A 17,174-nucleotide genomic window follows, 5' to 3' on the forward strand; every position below is an offset into this window, starting at 1 on the left:
TTTAAGGTCAAGAAGCAAAGTACCGTGTTTTATGAGTTTTATGGGGGGATCTGTCGCTTTCGGGATACACGTTTTATTAAGGGGCATCTCCGGTTTAAGGAGCTAAAGCTATCCTTTAATTGAGATAACCACCCTCCCGAATAGCGATCTGATAAAGCTCATCACTATTGGCTTTCATCAGCTGATAGATACCGGCATCCAGCTGCCCTAGCGCCACCATCTTATCCATAATGGTCAGCACTTCTGTAACGGGCAGGCGATCACGATAAGGACGTTTCTGGCACAGCGCCTGAAAAATATCGCACAGGGTAAGCACCCGGGTCGGGCCATCGATCTGTTCACCAGACCAACCATGGGGATAACCGGAACCATCCAGTTTCTCGTGATGCTCCGAAGCCCATTTGGCAATGGGCGTCTGAGGGAAAAGCAGCTGCAGCACATGTTTGCTATCCAGCGGATGACAACGCATCTGCGCCAGCTCGTCGTCGGTCAGCGCTCCCGGTTTTTCCAGAATCTGATCAGGAGTGCGCAGCTTACCAACATCATGCAGCAAACCTGCTAAACGCAGAATCCGGCGCTGATAGGAATCAAAACCCAGAAGGCCGGATAAGGTATAGGTCAGATCGGCCACACGCAGGCTGTGATAATGGGTGAAGGGACTTTTAGCATCGACAATCTGAGAGATCAGCTCACCCAAAGCCTCGATCTCATCAAAGCTCATGGTCAGGGTGTAATCGATAGAAGCCAGAGTTTCAAAGATGGTTTCATCCAGATAGAGATCCTGCAGCTCCAGCCAGAAAGTATCTTTCTTCGCCGCCTGCTCAAGGGCAGCAAAGAGTTCACCGGAGAAGAGCGTACCCACATAAGGACGGACACGATCGAGCACCACATTCTTGTTGAGCAGCACCTGATACTCCGGATGTTTCTCTCTGAAACCGGCAAAAGCGACATCCAGACGATCCGCCAGAAAAATCAGGTTACTGTACTCTTTGGTATCTTGGCTCAGATGCTCCGGAAGCTTGTTCCAGCGGGTATGGTGGTAACGAATTGCCTCGGCATAGGCTTTGAATGGTGAGAAGCTTTCAAGAAAATATTCGCCACGCAGGCAGTGCTCATTCGCGCCCGACCACTCCATCTCCTCCACCAGCTTACGGTGGGTTTCTGTAGAGGAGACACCACAGTCATGCAGCATACCGGCTAACAGAACAAAGTGCCGACGTTCCTGATCCCACCCCAAATAATGGGCAATACGATGGCAGATCAGGCCTACACGGCGACCATGGCTGTGATCGTCCACACCGACATAATCCAGCGCCTTGGTTACCGTATGAGCTGCACGACCGACATCAATCTTGATGCCGTCTATTGCCTCAACCTTGGGTATTACCAAAGATTCAATCGCCATATCACTCTTATCCTTAATAACCAGATACACAGATCTCACAACAGTGCATCACGCTTAATCCTCCGCAAACCACGACATCTTGTTTCGCACTTACCCGCTTAATCGGCAAGCCCGGAGGATAAGCTTTCAACTATAGCGCTTTCATGAAGCAAACAGCCAGCAGAGTTATCACTGAGAAGGCACTGAGCATTACCACCTTAGCGCTGACTAACGCACAGACACCTGTCTGACGACCTCAACTCCCAAACGCTTAGCCAGTCGAACCAGATTCGCCCGATCCGTCTTCAGCTGACGCGCTGCTTCAGCCCAGTTGCCGTCAGCCTCTGATACTGCACGCACAATCAGCTGCTTCTGATAAGCCTCCGTTGCCGCTTTAAGCCCTAATTCGCTGGCAGGATCAGGGATAAGTGAGACAGCTGATGCAGAACCTGCTGATTCAGGGACAGAACCCTGCTCTGTGTTCGGGCTCAGGGGCAGATCCACCGCAATATTACCCAGATGACGGGGCTGAATACGGGTCATTTTTTTCAGCCCCACAGCAAGGCTCTGAGGCCTGCCGACGCTCTCTTTGGCCATTTCCGCATTGGCCACCAAAGCCGCCCGCCCGATCACATGCTCCAGCTCACGAACATTACCGGGCCAGCTGTACACTTCCAGCACCTGACGCGCCTCCTCTTCCAGCAGCAGCTGCTCAAGCCCCAGCTTGCGGCGTGACAGCTCCAGAAAATAACCGGCCAGCAAACTGACATCACCGTAGCGCTCCCTCAGAGGTGGGATCTTTACCGGATAAACGCTCAGGCGGTGGTAGAGGTCGGCCCGAAAGCGCTTTTGCTCAACCTCCTGCTGCAGAACCCGGTTGGTCGCTGCCAGTACACGGACATCCACTTTAGCCACCTGATCCTGCCCCACCGGCTGAATCTCCTGATTCTGTAACGCCCGCAGCAACTTACTTTGCGCCAGCAACGGCAGCTCACCGATCTCATCCAGAAACAGGGTGCCGCCATCAGCCAGACTGAATTTGCCTTCTCGATGACGATCCGCACCCGTAAATGCGCCTTTAACGTGACCAAAAAGCTCGCTTTCAACCAGATTCTCAGGAATCGCTGCGCAATTAACATAGACCAAAGGCCCAGAAGCTCTTTGTGAAAGGCCGTGCAGAGTGCGGGCAGCCAGCTCTTTGCCGACACCGGTTTCTCCCTCAATCAGGATGGCAAAGTCCGAAGGAGCCACCAGTGCCAGCTCCTGTTTAAGCTTCAGCATCGGCTCGCTATCGCCGATCAGCTCACCGCCATCTTTCGCCAGCGCTTCCTGTGTCAGCTCGCTGATGACGTTACGGGCGTGGAGGGAATCCGCTTCCAGATGCTGAAGCAACATGGCGGTTTTCAGGCTGGCCGCCGCCATCGCTGCGATCACATCAAGGGTTTGCAGCGGGATATGCTCAAAAGCCTCCGGGGTCATGCTGTCCAGCGTCAGCACGCCGATCAGGCGACCGTCCGCCAGCAACGGCAGCCCCATACAGGCATGTACCGGCAGATCGCCGGAGAAGCCCTGCAGCATACCGTCATAGGGATCCGGTAAGCCGCAATCCCGTTCAAAGCGAACCGGGCTCTGAGACTGACAGATGGCCGAAAACCTCGGGTGGGACTCTATCTCGAAACGCCGACCCAGAGCATCCGCCCCAAGTCCCTTCTGCGCCAGAGGCTTTAACTCCCCTCCGGATCGTTGCAGCAGGACTACCGCATCACAGGGAATACTGCCCCGCACCGCATTCAACAGCCGGTCGAACCTATCCTGTGCACTCAGACTGTCCGCCAGATCAATAGCAAACTGCAGCAGTGTGCTTTGACTGACCGGCGAAGCCACGCCCTGAGAGGAAGAAGATGGGTGATTAGGGAGGCTTGTGTGATTTGAGTGGCTTGTGTGATCCGACATATCAGACTCTGGCGATTTAGTTTCAAAAAGACATTTATAGGTCATTTTGACTTTAAAAACAAAGAGTCATTTTGACCTTACAATCCATAAAACAAAGAACCAAAAAACCGTAACCCATTGTTTTTAAAGACAATTAAAAGCATGGCACAACCAGTGCAATGACTATTACCGCCGATCAGAAAAACCGATATCCAGCTCACCGGAAGAAGCCTTACAGCACGGCAAGATCAGGGGCGATCAACTATCGGACACAAAAACCGGATCGTTTCTATTGAGGACTCAGTCTGAGGACAAGCGAATCAATCGACACCGAATCCAACGACCCGGCAATTAACCAAGCAATCAGCCAATCAGGCAGAGAACAGAGGTACCCCACACCATGCTTACATCAGCACAGATCGACATCGTTAAAAGCACTATCCCTCTTCTGGAAAGCGCAGGCAGCAAAATCACCGAACACTTCTACACCCGCATGTTCAGCCACAACCCTGAGCTGAAAAATATCTTCAACATGAGCCACCAGCACTCCGGCCGTCAGTCCGTTGCACTGTTCAATGCCGTTGCCGCTTACGCACAACACATCGACAACCTGCCAGTTCTGCATGCTGCGGTTGAGCGCATCGCGCACAAGCACACCAGCTTTGATATTCGTCCGGAGCAATACTCCATTGTGGGTCATCACCTGATTCAAACTCTGAAGGAGCTGGCTCCGGATGCGTTCACTCCCGAAGTGGAAGATGCCTGGACCGCCGCCTACCAGCAGCTGGCCGATATCTTTATTCAGCGCGAAAGTGAGATCTATCAGGAAAATGCCCAAAGTGCCGGCGGCTGGGAAGGTGCACGCCGCTTCCGTATCGAGGCCACCAAACAGGAATCCGAACTGGTTAAAAGTCTGATTCTGGTGCCGGTTGATCAGCAGCCTGTGGTGGATTACAAACCGGGGCAGTATCTGGGTATCCGTGTTAAACCGAGCCGCTCTGAGTTTGAAGAGATCCGTCAGTACTCACTTTCTGATACCCCTAACGGGAAAAGCTACCGTATCTCGGTCAAGCGGGAGCAGGGTGACGTTGATGGTCTGGTGTCCAACTATCTGCACGATGAGCTGACCAGCGGAGATGAAGTTGAACTCTTTGCACCGGCTGGCGACTTCTTCTTCACCGACCACCAGAAGCCCGTGATACTGATCTCTGCCGGTGTTGGTATCACACCGATGATCGCGACACTGGAATCACTGGCTAAATCCAGCTACCAGCAACCGGTCAGCTTCCTGCATGCCTGTGAAAATGCAGCCCAGCACTCCTTTGAACGCCGTGTGCATGAGCTGAGCGAATGCCTGAACCTCAGCTCCCACGTCTGGTACAACCAGGGCGCTGAAGAAGCAACAACAACGGCAGGCAACCTACACACTGGTCTGATGGAGCTGAGCGCTATTGCCAGCGATCTTCCGGTTGCGGGGGGCGACTTCTACCTCTGTGGCCCAGTCGCCTTTATGGCCTTTGTCAAAAAGCAGCTGCTGGCACTGGGCGTTGATACAGACCGCATCCACTACGAAGTTTTCGGGCCACACGCCGAGCTTTAAGGCAAGGCTTTAAACTCACAAGGCCTGTAAACCGTAAACACAAAGAGCCCCGCACCAGCGGGGCTCTTTGTTCAAAAGACCAACAACAAAGCCATCAAGGATCAGTCAATCGACACCCTGATCAGCCGGTCATCTGAATCCCCATCGTAGCGTGGCGAGCGATTGGTGGTAATAGCATAGATAACCCCCTCTTTCACCAAAAGATCCCGGATGCGCTCCCCCAGAGAAACAGACTTCACCGTTTTTCCTGTGTCGGGATCAATCAGAAGAATCCCCTGCGACCTCAAAGCTGCGACAACCAGATGCTTACCATCATAGGCCAGTCCTGATGGTGCCCAGGTGGAGTAACCGGAGTGAGCCAAAGGACGCTGCATCCCCTCCCTTTGGTTATCACCCTGAATCAGCGGCCAGCCGTAATTAGCCCCGGCCTGAACACGGTTAACTTCATCATGGCCGGATTGACCATGCTCGGCGTTAAATAACTGTCCAGAATTATCCCAGGCGATGCCCTGCGGGTTTCGGTGGCCTAACGACCAGACAGGAGAGTCGGGAAACGGGTTATCTGCTGGGATACTACCATCCGGTTTGATACGCAGGATTTTCCCTGCAAGGCTTTTCAGATCCTGAGGCCGACTCCGATTCTCAGTCCAGCCCGTGCTGATATAGAGCATGCCATCTGGGCCAAACGCGACCCGACCGCCATTGTAGAGCGGGTGTCCCGGAATATTATCCAGCAGTACTCGGGTTTCCCGCCATTGATTGCCATCACGAACGACTTCAATCACGCGATTCCGGCGCTGACCTTCAGAACCATAGTGCTGATAAAGAGCGACCCGCTGAGTTTCAGAGAAGTTCGGGAAAAGCGCCATTCCCAAAAGACCGCCACCCTTGCTATCCAAAATCGGCACAGATGTGACGACAGGCATTCGGGTTAATTGTCCCTCATGGATCACACCAAGGTTTCCTGACTTCTCTGTGATATAGAAATCATCACCGTAGGCTTCAATATCCCAGGGGTAGTTAAGTCCGGACACAAGCGTACGGGCTTCGGCGGCATGGATACTCATAGACAGAGCCCCCATCAGCAAAAGCAATAAAACAGAAAGGATTTTGGGCATAGACCGACCTCCTGAAAAACAAGCAACTCGAAAACGAAAACAGCCATTAAAACCCAACGGCTTTAATGGCTGTTTGTCGTATCGTATCTGATTCTTGCCTGATTCTATTCAGCAAGCCGATGCAGAAATCAGCTGCTCAGGAATTCCTGCACATGGGCGAGGAAATCCAGTGGCTTTTCCGCATGCAGCCAATGACCGCAGCCTGCCATGGTGATCAGTTGGTTATGGGGGAACAGCGCATCAACCTGAGGCAGATAGCTGTCTTCTACGTAGTGAGACACTTCACCACGAATAAAGAGTGAAGGCTTGGCAAACGCATTACCGGATGGCGCTTTAACCACAGAATCATAATCAGCATTGATCTGATCCAGACCCACGCGCCAGCCGAGCTTACCGTTCTCTTTCTTCTCAAGATTGGTACTCAGGAACTGACGCACACCCAGAGTATCCAGATGCTCTGCCATCATCGCATCCGCCTCTTTACGGCTCACTGCACCACCGGAGTTATGAACCGCATAAAGAGCCGCCAGTACGTCATCATGGCCATGCCCGTATTCGACCGGCGCGATATCCGCCACGATCAGCTTCTCAACCCGCTCCGGCTGGTTCAGCGCCAGCTGCATGGCCACTTTACCACCCATGGAGTGTCCCAGAATATGTGCTTTTTCCAGACCCAGCTTATCCATCAGCGCCAGCACATCGGCGGCCATCGCCTCGTAGCTCATGCCCTCGATATGAGGGGAACGACCATGGTTACGCAGATCCAGCGCAATAACCCGATAGGTTTCCGAAAACTTCTTGCTGAGGGTGCGCCAGTTATCCGCAGAACCGAACAGACCATGAATAATCATCAGCGGGAAACCTTCCCCCTGTTCGGTATAAAACAGCTCTGCGTTGCCGGACATAAGCACCTCGAAATCGTCGTGTCGCTATCAGCGATCAATAGCGTTGGATAAACAAAAAATTCAGTGCCGTATTATGCAATGCGTAAACCGCTTCTTCCAGCATAGCTATCCCTTGGCAGGGTAAGTCACAGAGAATTCATCCTGTCTTAATATCGCAACGCAGCATAAGTAAACTCATCACCAAACCATCAGGGTTTATCATCCTCGCTGAAAATGCTTGCTGATTAATCAGGCGATCATTAACGTAGATGTATCAGCGCTCTTGCATATTGATATGCCAAACATGCGCTAACCTGAATCTGAAGATGGTATTTCAAAGAAGTCACAGGAGTGTGTTGCATGAGTATTGCCCGACTGGAGCTGGTCTACCGACTGGCCAAACAGGAAGATGCCGTTCCGGTATTGTTTGTTCATGGCATTTTCAGCGGTGCCTGGATCTGGGAAGAACACTTTCTGGACTGGTTTGCCAATCACGGTTATCACGCCTATGCCGTTAGTCTACGGGGACACGGCCGCTCATCCTCCCCAGACCCCACCGGTCAATACAGCCTGAAAGACTACGCCCAGGATCTGGAAGATGCGATTCGCACCATCGAGCAAAACCACAAGCAGCCGCCACTGCTGGTGGGTCACTCTATGGGCGGCATGGTGGTTCAGCGCTTCCTGACTCAGCATGTGGGTCGCGGTGCGGTTTTGCTGTGCAGTATTCCGCCGCAGGGCATGATGCCATTGTCGATTCAGAGTCTCTGGTGCAATCCGATTACCACCCTTGAGATGACCCAAACCTATATGATGCCGGAGCAGGCAACACCCGCTCAGCTGCAGCGCTATATGTTCTCTGGCCCCGTGGATCAGAAGCAGCTGGATAAATGGCTGCAGTATATGGTACCGGAATCCCAGCGCCTGATCTGGGATATGAGCTGGAACGACCTGCCCAATCCTTTTGAAGTGGCAAAAACCCCTATCGCAGTGGTCGGAGCTAAACAGGATCAGCTGGTGCCTCAACTGACAGTAACTCTGACTGCAGCTACCTACGGCTGCAAAGCCCACTGGGTGGATTCCGGTCATGGTGTGATGCTGGATCATAACTGGCAGGATGGTGCAGCCACCGTTGCGGCCGCCCTTGCGGAACTTCTGCATCAGGAAGAAATGGGATGTGAAGACGCGATCTGCGCTTAACCCTCCCTCGTCAGTAAAGCCAGAAACAAGCCAGAATAAAGAAAGCCCCGTCAGTTAACTCTGACGGGGCTTTGTTTTTTCTATGCCTATCTTGAGGCTTTGGCCTGATCAGGCAGCCTTCAACTGATAACGGCTTACCTCATCAACCGCAGCCCCCAGCATGCCCTGCTCCCGCAATAGCTTACGGAACTCGCAGAGGGTTGGCAGCTGATCAAAGCGGAAGAAATGACCGTGGCACTGACAATCCGTCGCCCCCAGATCTTTCACCGGCACTTCAGAACCCGGCAGACTTGCCAGCACATTCGCCCAGTCATGTTCCCGGGGTTCAGAGTCTTCGGTGATCCAGAGGGAGAGGAAATGCATCGCAGGACGAATATAGTCCAGATGCCAGTGGCAGCGTTCACTAATACTCAGGTGATGCCGTAGCCGGGCGTGCAGTCCGCCGGGGCCAAAGGCACTACCCACATAAGCGTAGTAGCCGGGAGCAAATTCAGTTTCAGCCAGTTTACCAACGCGGATGGTTTTGGCGTGTTTCATCTCGAAAAAGAGCAGATACGTACCCTTTTCTTTCGGTAGCTGACGGGTCAGTTCAGCAATATCGAGACGTGACAGGTCTTTTATTTTTTTCATAGGGTCCCTGTTAGCGTTCTTTGGTCTGTGTTTCTATACTGATTCAGGCTCGTTTTTGTTATTGGTTGCCCGACCAGTTATTCATTGTTATAGAACATAATGTTCATGTTCGTAGACAAATGATCATACTTATCGCATGCACGAAGGAGGCAGATCATGGATCTATCTACTCACAATATGACCAACCTGTTTAACCAGCTTGGCCTGCCCAGCGACGAGACATCTATCCAGCAATTTATCAGAGATAACGCCCCCATCCCGGCAGACCTGCCCATCTACGAAGCCACTTGCTTTACAGATGTTCAGGCGGCCTTTCTGGCACAGGGTCTGGATGAAGATTCAGACTGGAGCGAAGTGATTGACACCCTGCACAGCGCTATGACAGAACCGGCAGATCATAATTAATCACACCCAAACGATACAAAATTAACCAAAGAGTTTCAATTTCCGAAACATAAAATCAACTGGCTAACGCTTTTTTCGTCCGGTCAGTGTGAAAATACACCCTGACCGGACACTCAGCCATTAGCGTTTCGCTATATTGCATCGGGTTAATTTCCTGTTATCCTCCTGTTTTAATTTAACAATTTAAAGACTGCACCCAAGGTATATGACAGCAAACAGCGAACCTCCCAGTTGTCTTCGGACAGCTGATAATAAAAACGCCTTCGCGGCGTACTCCCCAATCTTTTCTGGCTGCAACCAGCAGATCCCAAACGGACTGATGGCCACAAGCAGCAAAAGCTCATTGGCAACCAGTACATCTCTGTCACTGCATCAGCCGATGAAAAGCTTTATTAGAAGTACATCTCTCTTTTCCCCTGACCAGCAATCCGTTACTCTGCTAAAAAATAACCCGCAGCCGATAACGGTGTTGCCCGCTTTTGGCACAACATCGATTTGGGGAACAGATGGCATGATCCACAGGTCACAGAATTTTCAGCAAGCGAGGCAGCATTGATGCGAATTCATGTTTTTCAGCACGTTCCCTACGAAGGGCCGGGTAGTATTGCCCGCTGGGCCGAAAAAAATGGCCATACGCTGACCACGACCCGCTTCCATGAAGGCGACCCTCTGCCATCTCACGAAGATTATGATCTGCTGATGATTCTTGGCGGCCCTATGAGCGCCAACGATGATTTCAATGTCGATTGGATGAAAGCAGAAAAAGTCTTTATCCGTGAAGCGATTGATCAGGAAAAGATGCTGCTGGGGATCTGCCTGGGTTCGCAGCTGATCGCACGGGTACTGGGTGCCACCGTCAGCAAAAATGATGAGCGTGAAATTGGCTGGTTCCCGATTACTGCTACACCGAACGCCATGGTGCTGGGTCTGCCTCAGCAGTTTCAGGCGTTCCACTGGCACGGTGATACCTTCACTTTGCCGGAAGGTGCTAAGTCCATCGGCAGCAGCGAAGGTTGTGGCCAACAGGGCTTTATCTATCAGGATCGCGTGGTTGCCCTGCAGTTCCACCTGGAAACCACACCGGATGCGGCCCGTGAACTGGTAGATGCCTGCCGTCACGAGATCGAAGAAGATGGCACCCATACCCAACCAGCAGAAGCTATGCTGGTGGATCTGGAGCTCTTCTCCGAAGCCAACCAACGTATGGAACAGATTATGGGCTATATGCTGGCTCAGCTTGAGGCGACAGCAACGGCCACAACCAGCTAACACACTCAGATATAGCGCAATCTGAACGCCAGACGTAAAAAAGCCGGAATCTATCACTGATAAATTCCGGCTTTTTTGTGCGAGCTGTAAACACCCTCTCAGGGTTTACAGCTCTTTCCAATCCAGAAGGCTTATAGAGTTTCCAGAACCTTAGCCAGACGCTTCAGGCCTTCTTCCATATCTTCCGGTGTCATCTGACTGAAGCTCAGACGCAGTGCTTTACCTGCTGATTTCTCAACTTCAAACGGCGTACCCGGCAGAGGAACAACCTTAGCTTCGATACCTTTCGGCAGAACTTCACGGGTATCGGTTTCCAGCTCCAGCCAGAAGAACATACCGCCCGCTGGCAGTTTCCACTTCACAGACGCTGGCAGGTACTCTTTCAGCAGCTTCTGCATCAGGTCACGCTTAACACGGTAGTGGTTCTGCAGACGCTCAACGTGCGCAGGCAGGCTACCAGCCGCTAAAAAGTCACCAATGATCTTCTGACCCAGACGGTTAGAGTGCAGATCCGTCGCCTGCTTAGCACGCAGAATCCAAGGGTACAGATCAGGATGCGAAACCACATAACCGGTACGCAGACCCGGCCACAGCATCTTGGAGAAAGAACCCATGTACATCCAGGTCGCTTTCTTCAGGTAAGAACAGATCGGACGGGTGAAGGCGTTATCGTAGTTCAGAACGCGGTACGGGTCGTCTTCGATCAGCGTCACATCGTAACGGTCGATCAGTTCAGCCACAGCGATACGCTCGGCTTCGGTGTAGCTGTAACCAGTCGGGTTCTGGAAGGTCGGAATCAGATAAACCATACGTGGGTTGTTATCTTTCAGTTGCTTCCCCAGAGACTCCAGATCAACACCGTTCTCGCCCAGATCAAATGGCAGCAGATCAGCACCCAGACCACGCAGAACCTGCAGCATCGCCAGATAAGTCGGGTCTTCAACCACAACCTGAGTACCGGCATCTACCAGAATACGCGCGGCCAGATCCAGACCCTGCTGAGAACCGGAAGTGATCATAATCTGATCTTCGGTGCAGGTCAGGCCTTCGCCGCCCAGCCACTTAACCAGCTCCTGTTTTACCAGAGCTTCACCGTCAGAGGTGCCGTATTGTTTAATGCTGGTCAGGTCGCCCAGTTCTGGCATCTCAGGCATAACAGAAGCATCGGGCAGGCCACCGGCAAAAGAGATCATGCCCGGTTGTTGGCTGACCGACAGAATCTCACGCACAGGAGAACCCGGCAGACGGTTAGCGTAAGCGGACAGTTTCAATTCCGGTGAGGGGCTGGACATAGAGTGATCCTTTTTTGCAAATGATGATATTTGTTGTCACTGAGACTCAACCCGGAAGCGGTGAAAACAGTTTCGCAGGACTTCGGTTGATCTCAGACTTTATGGTGACATTATGGAAATGGAAGGGGCACACAGAAAAGATACAGTTTGCTAAAACAGCCCCATACAGACCAAAATAACTGACACACAGTTTGCCGAAATTTTACCATAACGATAAAAAGCCACAAACAGATGTCTGAACCCTATGCCTGAGACGCAAGCCCCGGAACATAAGCTGCAACCCGAGCTTCAACCCGAACCGCAACCCAAGCCGCATCAAAGCCCGATGCACGAGCTGAACCACCCGCCGGAACAGCCCCTGTATCAGCAGGTGGGACGTAAGCTTTATCAGCAGGTGATCCGTCACGCCAACCCGGAACAGAAGCTGCCCAGCCTACGCCTGGTCGCCGAGCAGTTTGATATCAGCCTGAGCAGCGCCCAAAGCGCTTATCAGTATCTGATCGATCAGGGATTGGTTGTCGTTCGCCCCCGCTCCGGCTATTACCTTGCGGGTAGTCCCTCATCAGCCAAGGGTAATCAGCGGCTGCAACCTCAGATTCCACCGGCAAACCCGGCAGCAGAACGGGTTAAGGTCAGCGATCTGGTGATCCGTATGCTTTCTATGGGACGGGAGCATCCGCTGATCAATCTGGGCACGGCAGTACCGGAACCGGCACTTTTACCGCTGGAGGCACTGGCGAAGATTCAACGCCAGATCAGCCGCAAACCTCAGTGGGCTTATGGGGGCTACAGCCCCTCCGGTGGCGAACCATTGCTGCAACAGGCGCTATCTCAGCATCTCAGCCATCAGGGTGTACAGTGTGCGCCGGATGATCTCCTGATCACCAACGGCTGTACCGAAGCCCTGCGTATCGCCCTGACCGAGTGCACCAAACCCGGCGATGTGGTGGCGATTGAGTCCCCCACCTACTTCACTATTTTGCAGCAGCTGGAAAGCCTCGGTCTTAAGGCACTGGAGATCCCTACCTCACCGGAAACCGGTATCGATCTGGATCACCTCGCCACCATGATGTCCGCGATCAAGGTCAACGCCTGTGTGGTCAATCCGGTGGGGCACAACCCGCTGGGGTTTGTGATGCAGGAGCAGCAGAAAACCGATCTGATCGAACTCTGCTACCGCCACGGCACCCGCCTGATTGAGGATGTGATCTGCCTGGATCTGGCCTATGCCGATCGTCCGGTGCGCTCTTTACGCTCGATGGATCCCTATGGCGTGGTCAGCCAGTGCGGTTCTTTCTCCAAAAGTATGTCGCCTTCGTTGCGGGTGGGCTGGTTGTTACCCGCTGGAGATACCGCCTCAGCCACCGCCCGTAAGTTTCAGAACAACGTCAGCGTCAGCACCCCTTGCCAGCTGAGTGTCGCCTATATGCTGGAACAGGGTTTGTATCAGCGCTCGGTGCGTAAGATCGCCAGCCAGCACAAACTGCGGGTGCATCAGACCCGTGAATGGGTACTCAGGTATTTTCCGGAGGGCACACGGGTTTCGTTGCCGGAGGCAGGTTTTGTTCTCTGGGTGGAACTGCCGGAGCCTTTTATGGCGATGCCGCTACACCAGAAAGCACTGGAAAAAGGCGTGATGTTTCTGCCGGGGGATGTGTTCTCCCCCACCAGCGATCTCTACAGCCGTTATCTCAGGATCAACTGCTGTGCCTGCCCGGAGGAGGAAGTATTGGAAGGAATCAAACGCATCGGGCGCTGCTTTTAAGCGCCCGGGTTATCGCCATTTTCACCACGTTGAAGAACAGCCGATGTTAAGACGAGCAACCGATTTATAAAGAACAACCGCTTTAAGATGAGCAGCTCAAGTGCGAGACACCACCTGCCCCAAAGGCTTCAATCGGTTTCTGGCGATAGAAGCCTTCAGCAATCTCCGCTGACTGCTCATCGTAAGGCTGGGTCATCACACTTTGCAGTTCACGGATCAGGCTGTAATCACCCTGTGCGGCGGCCTGATAGGCCGGAGCCAGCAACCATTCCCTTAGGGTATATTTCGGATTAGCCGCTTTCATTCCGGCGCGCACTTCCGCTTCTGAACGAGGGGTTTCGCCGCGTTCATCTGCTGCAACCGCCTCACGCATCAGGGCTTCACGCCACTGGCTTAACCAAAGTGTCCAGCGGCGATCCATCTCGGCATGATCCAGATCGTACCTTGGGTGCAGGGCAACCGCTTCGTAAACTTCACCGTTATAGAAACTGGCTTTCAGGGTATTCAGGTCGTCTGTCAACGCTTCAGCCGACAAACCTGTAAAAGACAGATCAGAAAGAATACGGAAGAAACGGGTGTAATCCACCGGAGTCAGCATCATCAGCATTTCAAGGTGACGGAGCAGCTCAGCATCAAACCCGGTTAAGCCGAGTTTAGCGGCCCACATCGCTTCCATCTCGGCCTGCATGGCGTTATCAAAATCACGCTCTATCTCATGCAGCTGGCGTAACGCCTCCGGCTCATCCGCCAGTAACGGCTGCAGCGCCTTACAGAAACTGCCGAAGTTTTTACCCGCCGCCACCGGCTGATTCATAAAGGCAAAGTGCTGACCGCCACCGGTCCACGGTTGGTAATGGGGGTTAAAGGCATCGATAAAACCGAAGGGGCCGTAATCCAGCGTGAAGCCACCTGCAGCACAGTTATCACTGTTAAAGTTACCCTGGCAGTAACCCACTCTGATCCAGTTCGCCACCAGCCTGGTCAGGCGGCCACGAAAGGCTTTGGCCAGAGTCAGAATACTTTCTGGCAGGCATAGGTCAGTTTGGATTTCGTTTGAGTATTCCCGCTCGATCAGATGACGCACCAGCTGTCCCAGCTCCGCCAGAGCACCGGGTTGCTGCTTACGGGCACGACGGCCAAACAGCTCCAGCTGACCCACTCGGATAAAAGAAGGCGCAACACGGGTCGTGATCGCTACTGGCTCCGCCACCATGCGATCCGGGTCCATGGAGCGGGAACCTTCTGAATACCAAGGGCGTTTCACTACATCGGTTTTGGACACATACAGGGTTAAGGAACGGCTGGTGGGCACACCCAAAGCGTGCATGTGCTCCTGCGCCAGAAACTCCCGCACACTGGAACGCAGCACCGCACGGCCATCACCACCACGGCAATAGGGCGTGCGACCACCACCTTTCAGCTGCATCTCCCAACGCTGGTTGCCCAGCACCGCTTCCACCACAGACACCGCACGACCATCGCCATAACCGTTACCGGTCTGGAACGGACACTGCTGAGTGTATTCCGTACCATAAATGGACAAGGCATAACCCGTTGCCCAACCGGTTTTGCGAAAGCCCTGCGGTTGGTCAGTCAGATCACCAGTGAACAGACGGGTAAAGTCTTTATCCTGCGCGAGATCGTCGCTCAGCCCCAGCTCACGGAAAAAGGCCGGGCTATGGGCGATATATTCCGGCTGCCCGATAGGCGTTGGCGCAACCGGCACATAGTGCCCGCTGAACACCTGACGGGGGTTATGGTCAGCGCCATCTTCCGTGGCATCCGGATCAGGAGTCAGCGTGTCCATCAGGGAGTAATCGAGGCAATTCGCCAGATCATCCAGAGAGTTGATGGTTGCGGTGGATTCTGTAGAGGTTTTCACGATAACGCCTGCCAGTTGGTTGGTTCGGTGTCCTTAATGTGGGGATTATAGGTAGTACGGAGGCAGGCAAACAACGGGACACAAGGTAGGGTTATTTTTTTGAGCAGGATTTAAGGCAAATAAAAAAGCGGCTGGTACGCCGCTTTTCATAAGAAAGATATCAACTCAGTGCTCTCAGGACTGCTTGTGGCTCTTTTGATATGACGTGCAATAGAGCCAATGCTGGGCCATGAGGCGTCCGATTACCGTGTTCCCAATGTCTCAGAGTTGATACGCTGATACTGAACTTGGCAGCAAATTCCATCTGCGTCATACCCAGATTTTTTCGGATAGCGGCCACATCAACAGGTTCAGGTCGATGCGTTTTGGCCTCAACCTTACCGCCTTGGTTAAGTTCGATGGCTTCCTGTAAGCCCTTAGCAATACTTTCAAAGGCACTAGCCATGATTTTTCTCCAATGCTGTATGAGCCAGAATACTGACCAGTTTGGACAGCGCATTTCTGTCCGCTTTTGACAAATTTGCCCGCTCACCTTTACCAAACATCGTCAGCAGGTACAGGGGAATTCTGTGGTCGTGGTAATAATAGATGACACGCACCCCACCACTTTTCCCTTTGTTGCCTCTGCTCCAACGAAGCTTGCGGATACCGCCGGTTCCTTCCATCACATCACCGGCCAATGGATGCTCGGCAAGGTAGTCGATGACGGCCTTGCGCTCGAAGTCCGTGAAAAGGTCATCGGCACGTTTGATGTATTCCGGGAGTTCAGTGATGGTGGTTAGCATAGGCGAAGAGTAATCCACTGGATTACTTTGAACAAGACTTAGTCTTATTGTAATATTCAGGGCATATCAATGCATGCGATACATACCACTCATTAAAAGCCTGTTAGCAAGAGCCTACATCGATATCCACAGTTCAAGAGCACCAACTTTTCATATGACAAAGAAAGGTGAACTGAGTTCTAAGAACAGTCTATTCTGAATCTGGAACTCCCCTCCAGACCAAAAAAGGTCGGTTACTCCCGACCTTTCAAATGACTCAAAACTATTAACGGCGCATACGCCAGCCAAACTCGATTTTGCTATCTCCCAAATTCGTGTAAGTGATATAGGCACCTTCGTTCTGATCCATATTGTGCATAAAGCGATCAATACCGATGCGCCAGCCTGTCTGATCTCCATTATCACGACTACTTTTAATCAAACCTAAATCCAGAGCGAGATCTATACCGGCCAAATACTTCATGCCAAATGTTAGGTCGGTACCATCATTATCAACTGTTACACAACGGCTACCTGCACAGCCGGTGGTAGACTCAAGCACGTAATCAAAAGTAGCGTAGGGGAAGTAGGTCAGGTTGATCGGATAAGTTGCGCCAACACCAAAGTTCCAACCAGAGCGTCCAGCATCGAACAAATTGGTTAAGTCGAAACTGTTCTCATAACCGATACGACCGAAGAAATAGTCAGATTGCTTTGGCATAGCTGATAACTCAATATCAATCCCAATACTTGACCCCATACCGCCAACCGAAGAGTCATAGGAATGATATACAGCACCAAAATCAAGATAAGTGAACATACGACTGGCACTCTGAGCGCGAATCTGTAGAGGATATGGCAATTTTTTAAATGCTTCCCGCGCAACTTCATCAGAACCATTCTGAATCTCTGACAAAAGTTCAGCCATATTATCCCCCTCTTGAGGCAACGACTCTGCAAAAGTCAAAGACGAAGCCAAGGCAGCAGAAATAGCAGTGAGAAGAATACGTTTTTTCATAATAAAGTCCTTAAAAAAGTAAAAGCCGGTC

The 17,174-nt window shown here is 52.3% G+C and carries 15 protein-coding genes; 5 read left to right on the forward strand and 10 right to left on the reverse strand.

What is annotated here, in order from left to right:
- Nucleotides 1-115 precede the first annotated feature (115 nt).
- Nucleotides 116-1,405 carry an HD-GYP domain-containing protein gene (locus BV405_RS08135; RefSeq protein WP_086480372.1) on the reverse strand — a complete coding sequence of 430 codons (1,290 nt, stop codon included), beginning with the start codon at nucleotides 1,403-1,405 and terminating at the stop codon, nucleotides 116-118.
- A gap of 207 nt (nucleotides 1,406-1,612) precedes the next feature.
- Entirely contained in the window at nucleotides 1,613-3,337 is a 1,725-nt protein-coding gene (norR, locus tag BV405_RS08140; protein WP_086481130.1) for a nitric oxide reductase transcriptional regulator NorR, read from the reverse strand.
- Nucleotides 3,338-3,716: 379 nt separating this feature from the next.
- Here norR and hmpA point away from each other — a divergent pair, with 379 nt between their 5' ends.
- The gene (gene hmpA, locus BV405_RS08145; protein ID WP_086480373.1) at nucleotides 3,717-4,916 is read left to right on the forward strand and encodes an NO-inducible flavohemoprotein; all 1,200 of its coding nucleotides are present in this window, start codon (nucleotides 3,717-3,719) and stop codon (nucleotides 4,914-4,916) included.
- Nucleotides 4,917-5,017: 101 nt separating this feature from the next.
- On the opposite strand, the gene BV405_RS08150 is transcribed toward hmpA, so the two are convergent.
- Together BV405_RS08150 and BV405_RS08155 are read right to left on the reverse strand one after the other, a co-directional pair.
- A complete protein-coding gene (locus BV405_RS08150; protein WP_086480374.1) occupies nucleotides 5,018-6,034 on the reverse strand; it encodes a PQQ-dependent sugar dehydrogenase in 1,017 nt (338 codons plus the stop codon).
- Between the two features lie 128 nt (nucleotides 6,035-6,162).
- Nucleotides 6,163-6,939, reverse strand: coding sequence for an alpha/beta fold hydrolase (locus BV405_RS08155; protein ID WP_086480375.1), 777 nt, complete (start codon nucleotides 6,937-6,939; stop codon nucleotides 6,163-6,165).
- 339 nt (nucleotides 6,940-7,278) lie between these two features.
- Between BV405_RS08155 and BV405_RS08160 the strand changes: the two genes are divergently transcribed.
- Nucleotides 7,279-8,118 (forward strand): alpha/beta hydrolase, encoded by an 840-nt coding sequence (locus tag BV405_RS08160; RefSeq protein WP_086480376.1) that lies wholly within the window; start codon nucleotides 7,279-7,281, stop codon nucleotides 8,116-8,118.
- 108 nt (nucleotides 8,119-8,226) lie between these two features.
- On the opposite strand, the gene BV405_RS08165 is transcribed toward BV405_RS08160, so the two are convergent.
- On the reverse strand, nucleotides 8,227-8,748 hold the full coding sequence (locus BV405_RS08165; RefSeq protein WP_086480377.1) for a GIY-YIG nuclease family protein: 522 nt from the start codon (nucleotides 8,746-8,748) through the stop codon (nucleotides 8,227-8,229).
- A gap of 156 nt (nucleotides 8,749-8,904) precedes the next feature.
- On the opposite strand from BV405_RS08165, the gene BV405_RS08170 reads away from it, so the two are divergent.
- On the forward strand, nucleotides 8,905-9,153 hold the full coding sequence (locus BV405_RS08170; RefSeq protein ID WP_086480378.1) for a DUF2789 family protein: 249 nt from the start codon (nucleotides 8,905-8,907) through the stop codon (nucleotides 9,151-9,153).
- A 555-nt stretch (nucleotides 9,154-9,708) separates the two neighbouring features.
- Entirely contained in the window at nucleotides 9,709-10,422 is a 714-nt protein-coding gene (locus tag BV405_RS08175) for a type 1 glutamine amidotransferase (RefSeq protein ID WP_086480379.1), read from the forward strand.
- A gap of 131 nt (nucleotides 10,423-10,553) precedes the next feature.
- Here BV405_RS08175 and BV405_RS08180 read toward each other — a convergent pair whose 3' ends face one another.
- The gene (locus tag BV405_RS08180; protein WP_086480380.1) at nucleotides 10,554-11,714 is read right to left on the reverse strand and encodes an aminotransferase-like domain-containing protein; all 1,161 of its coding nucleotides are present in this window, start codon (nucleotides 11,712-11,714) and stop codon (nucleotides 10,554-10,556) included.
- Nucleotides 11,715-11,958: 244 nt separating this feature from the next.
- Between BV405_RS08180 and BV405_RS08185 the strand changes: the two genes are divergently transcribed.
- Nucleotides 11,959-13,479 carry an aminotransferase-like domain-containing protein gene (locus tag BV405_RS08185; protein ID WP_086480381.1) on the forward strand — a complete coding sequence of 507 codons (1,521 nt, stop codon included), beginning with the start codon at nucleotides 11,959-11,961 and terminating at the stop codon, nucleotides 13,477-13,479.
- An 82-nt stretch (nucleotides 13,480-13,561) separates the two neighbouring features.
- Here the strand turns inward: BV405_RS08185 and BV405_RS08190 are convergent, their stop codons facing one another.
- From BV405_RS08190 to BV405_RS08205, 4 genes are all read right to left on the reverse strand, one after another.
- On the reverse strand, nucleotides 13,562-15,361 hold the full coding sequence (locus tag BV405_RS08190; RefSeq protein WP_245832276.1) for a protein adenylyltransferase SelO: 1,800 nt from the start codon (nucleotides 15,359-15,361) through the stop codon (nucleotides 13,562-13,564).
- Nucleotides 15,362-15,521: 160 nt separating this feature from the next.
- A complete protein-coding gene (gene nadS, locus BV405_RS08195; protein ID WP_140054527.1) occupies nucleotides 15,522-15,806 on the reverse strand; it encodes a NadS family protein in 285 nt (94 codons plus the stop codon).
- On the reverse strand, nucleotides 15,799-16,146 hold the full coding sequence (locus BV405_RS08200; protein WP_086480384.1) for a type II toxin-antitoxin system RelE/ParE family toxin: 348 nt from the start codon (nucleotides 16,144-16,146) through the stop codon (nucleotides 15,799-15,801). The genes nadS and BV405_RS08200 overlap by 8 nt, the downstream gene beginning before the upstream one ends.
- Nucleotides 16,147-16,411: 265 nt before the next feature.
- Entirely contained in the window at nucleotides 16,412-17,143 is a 732-nt protein-coding gene (locus BV405_RS08205; protein WP_086480385.1) for a hypothetical protein, read from the reverse strand.
- Between the last annotated feature and the right edge of the window lie 31 nt (nucleotides 17,144-17,174).

Origin of the sequence: Oceanospirillum sanctuarii, from assembly GCF_002150805.1 — a bacterium.
In the GTDB taxonomy this organism is placed as follows: Bacteria; Pseudomonadota; Gammaproteobacteria; order Pseudomonadales; family Halomonadaceae; genus Oceanospirillum; species Oceanospirillum sanctuarii.

Excerpts from the sequence above, each read along its gene's own strand:
- BV405_RS08165 (WP_086480377.1), bottom strand. The coding sequence starts at position 8,748 with ATGAAAAAAATAAAAGACCTGTCACGTCTCGATATTGCTGAACTGACC.
- BV405_RS08170 (WP_086480378.1), top strand. The coding sequence starts at position 8,905 with ATGGATCTATCTACTCACAATATGACCAACCTGTTTAACCAGCTTGGC.
- BV405_RS08205 (WP_086480385.1), bottom strand. The coding sequence starts at position 17,143 with ATGAAAAAACGTATTCTTCTCACTGCTATTTCTGCTGCCTTGGCTTCG.
- nadS (WP_140054527.1), bottom strand. The coding sequence starts at position 15,806 with ATGGCTAGTGCCTTTGAAAGTATTGCTAAGGGCTTACAGGAAGCCATC.
- BV405_RS08160 (WP_086480376.1), top strand. The coding sequence starts at position 7,279 with ATGAGTATTGCCCGACTGGAGCTGGTCTACCGACTGGCCAAACAGGAA.
- BV405_RS08155 (WP_086480375.1), bottom strand. The coding sequence starts at position 6,939 with ATGTCCGGCAACGCAGAGCTGTTTTATACCGAACAGGGGGAAGGTTTC.
- BV405_RS08175 (WP_086480379.1), top strand. The coding sequence starts at position 9,709 with ATGCGAATTCATGTTTTTCAGCACGTTCCCTACGAAGGGCCGGGTAGT.
- hmpA (WP_086480373.1), top strand. The coding sequence starts at position 3,717 with ATGCTTACATCAGCACAGATCGACATCGTTAAAAGCACTATCCCTCTT.
- BV405_RS08135 (WP_086480372.1), bottom strand. The coding sequence starts at position 1,405 with ATGGCGATTGAATCTTTGGTAATACCCAAGGTTGAGGCAATAGACGGC.
- BV405_RS08180 (WP_086480380.1), bottom strand. The coding sequence starts at position 11,714 with ATGTCCAGCCCCTCACCGGAATTGAAACTGTCCGCTTACGCTAACCGT.
- norR (WP_086481130.1), bottom strand. The coding sequence starts at position 3,337 with ATGTCGGATCACACAAGCCACTCAAATCACACAAGCCTCCCTAATCAC.
- BV405_RS08200 (WP_086480384.1), bottom strand. The coding sequence starts at position 16,146 with ATGCTAACCACCATCACTGAACTCCCGGAATACATCAAACGTGCCGAT.
- BV405_RS08185 (WP_086480381.1), top strand. The coding sequence starts at position 11,959 with ATGCCTGAGACGCAAGCCCCGGAACATAAGCTGCAACCCGAGCTTCAA.
- BV405_RS08150 (WP_086480374.1), bottom strand. The coding sequence starts at position 6,034 with ATGCCCAAAATCCTTTCTGTTTTATTGCTTTTGCTGATGGGGGCTCTG.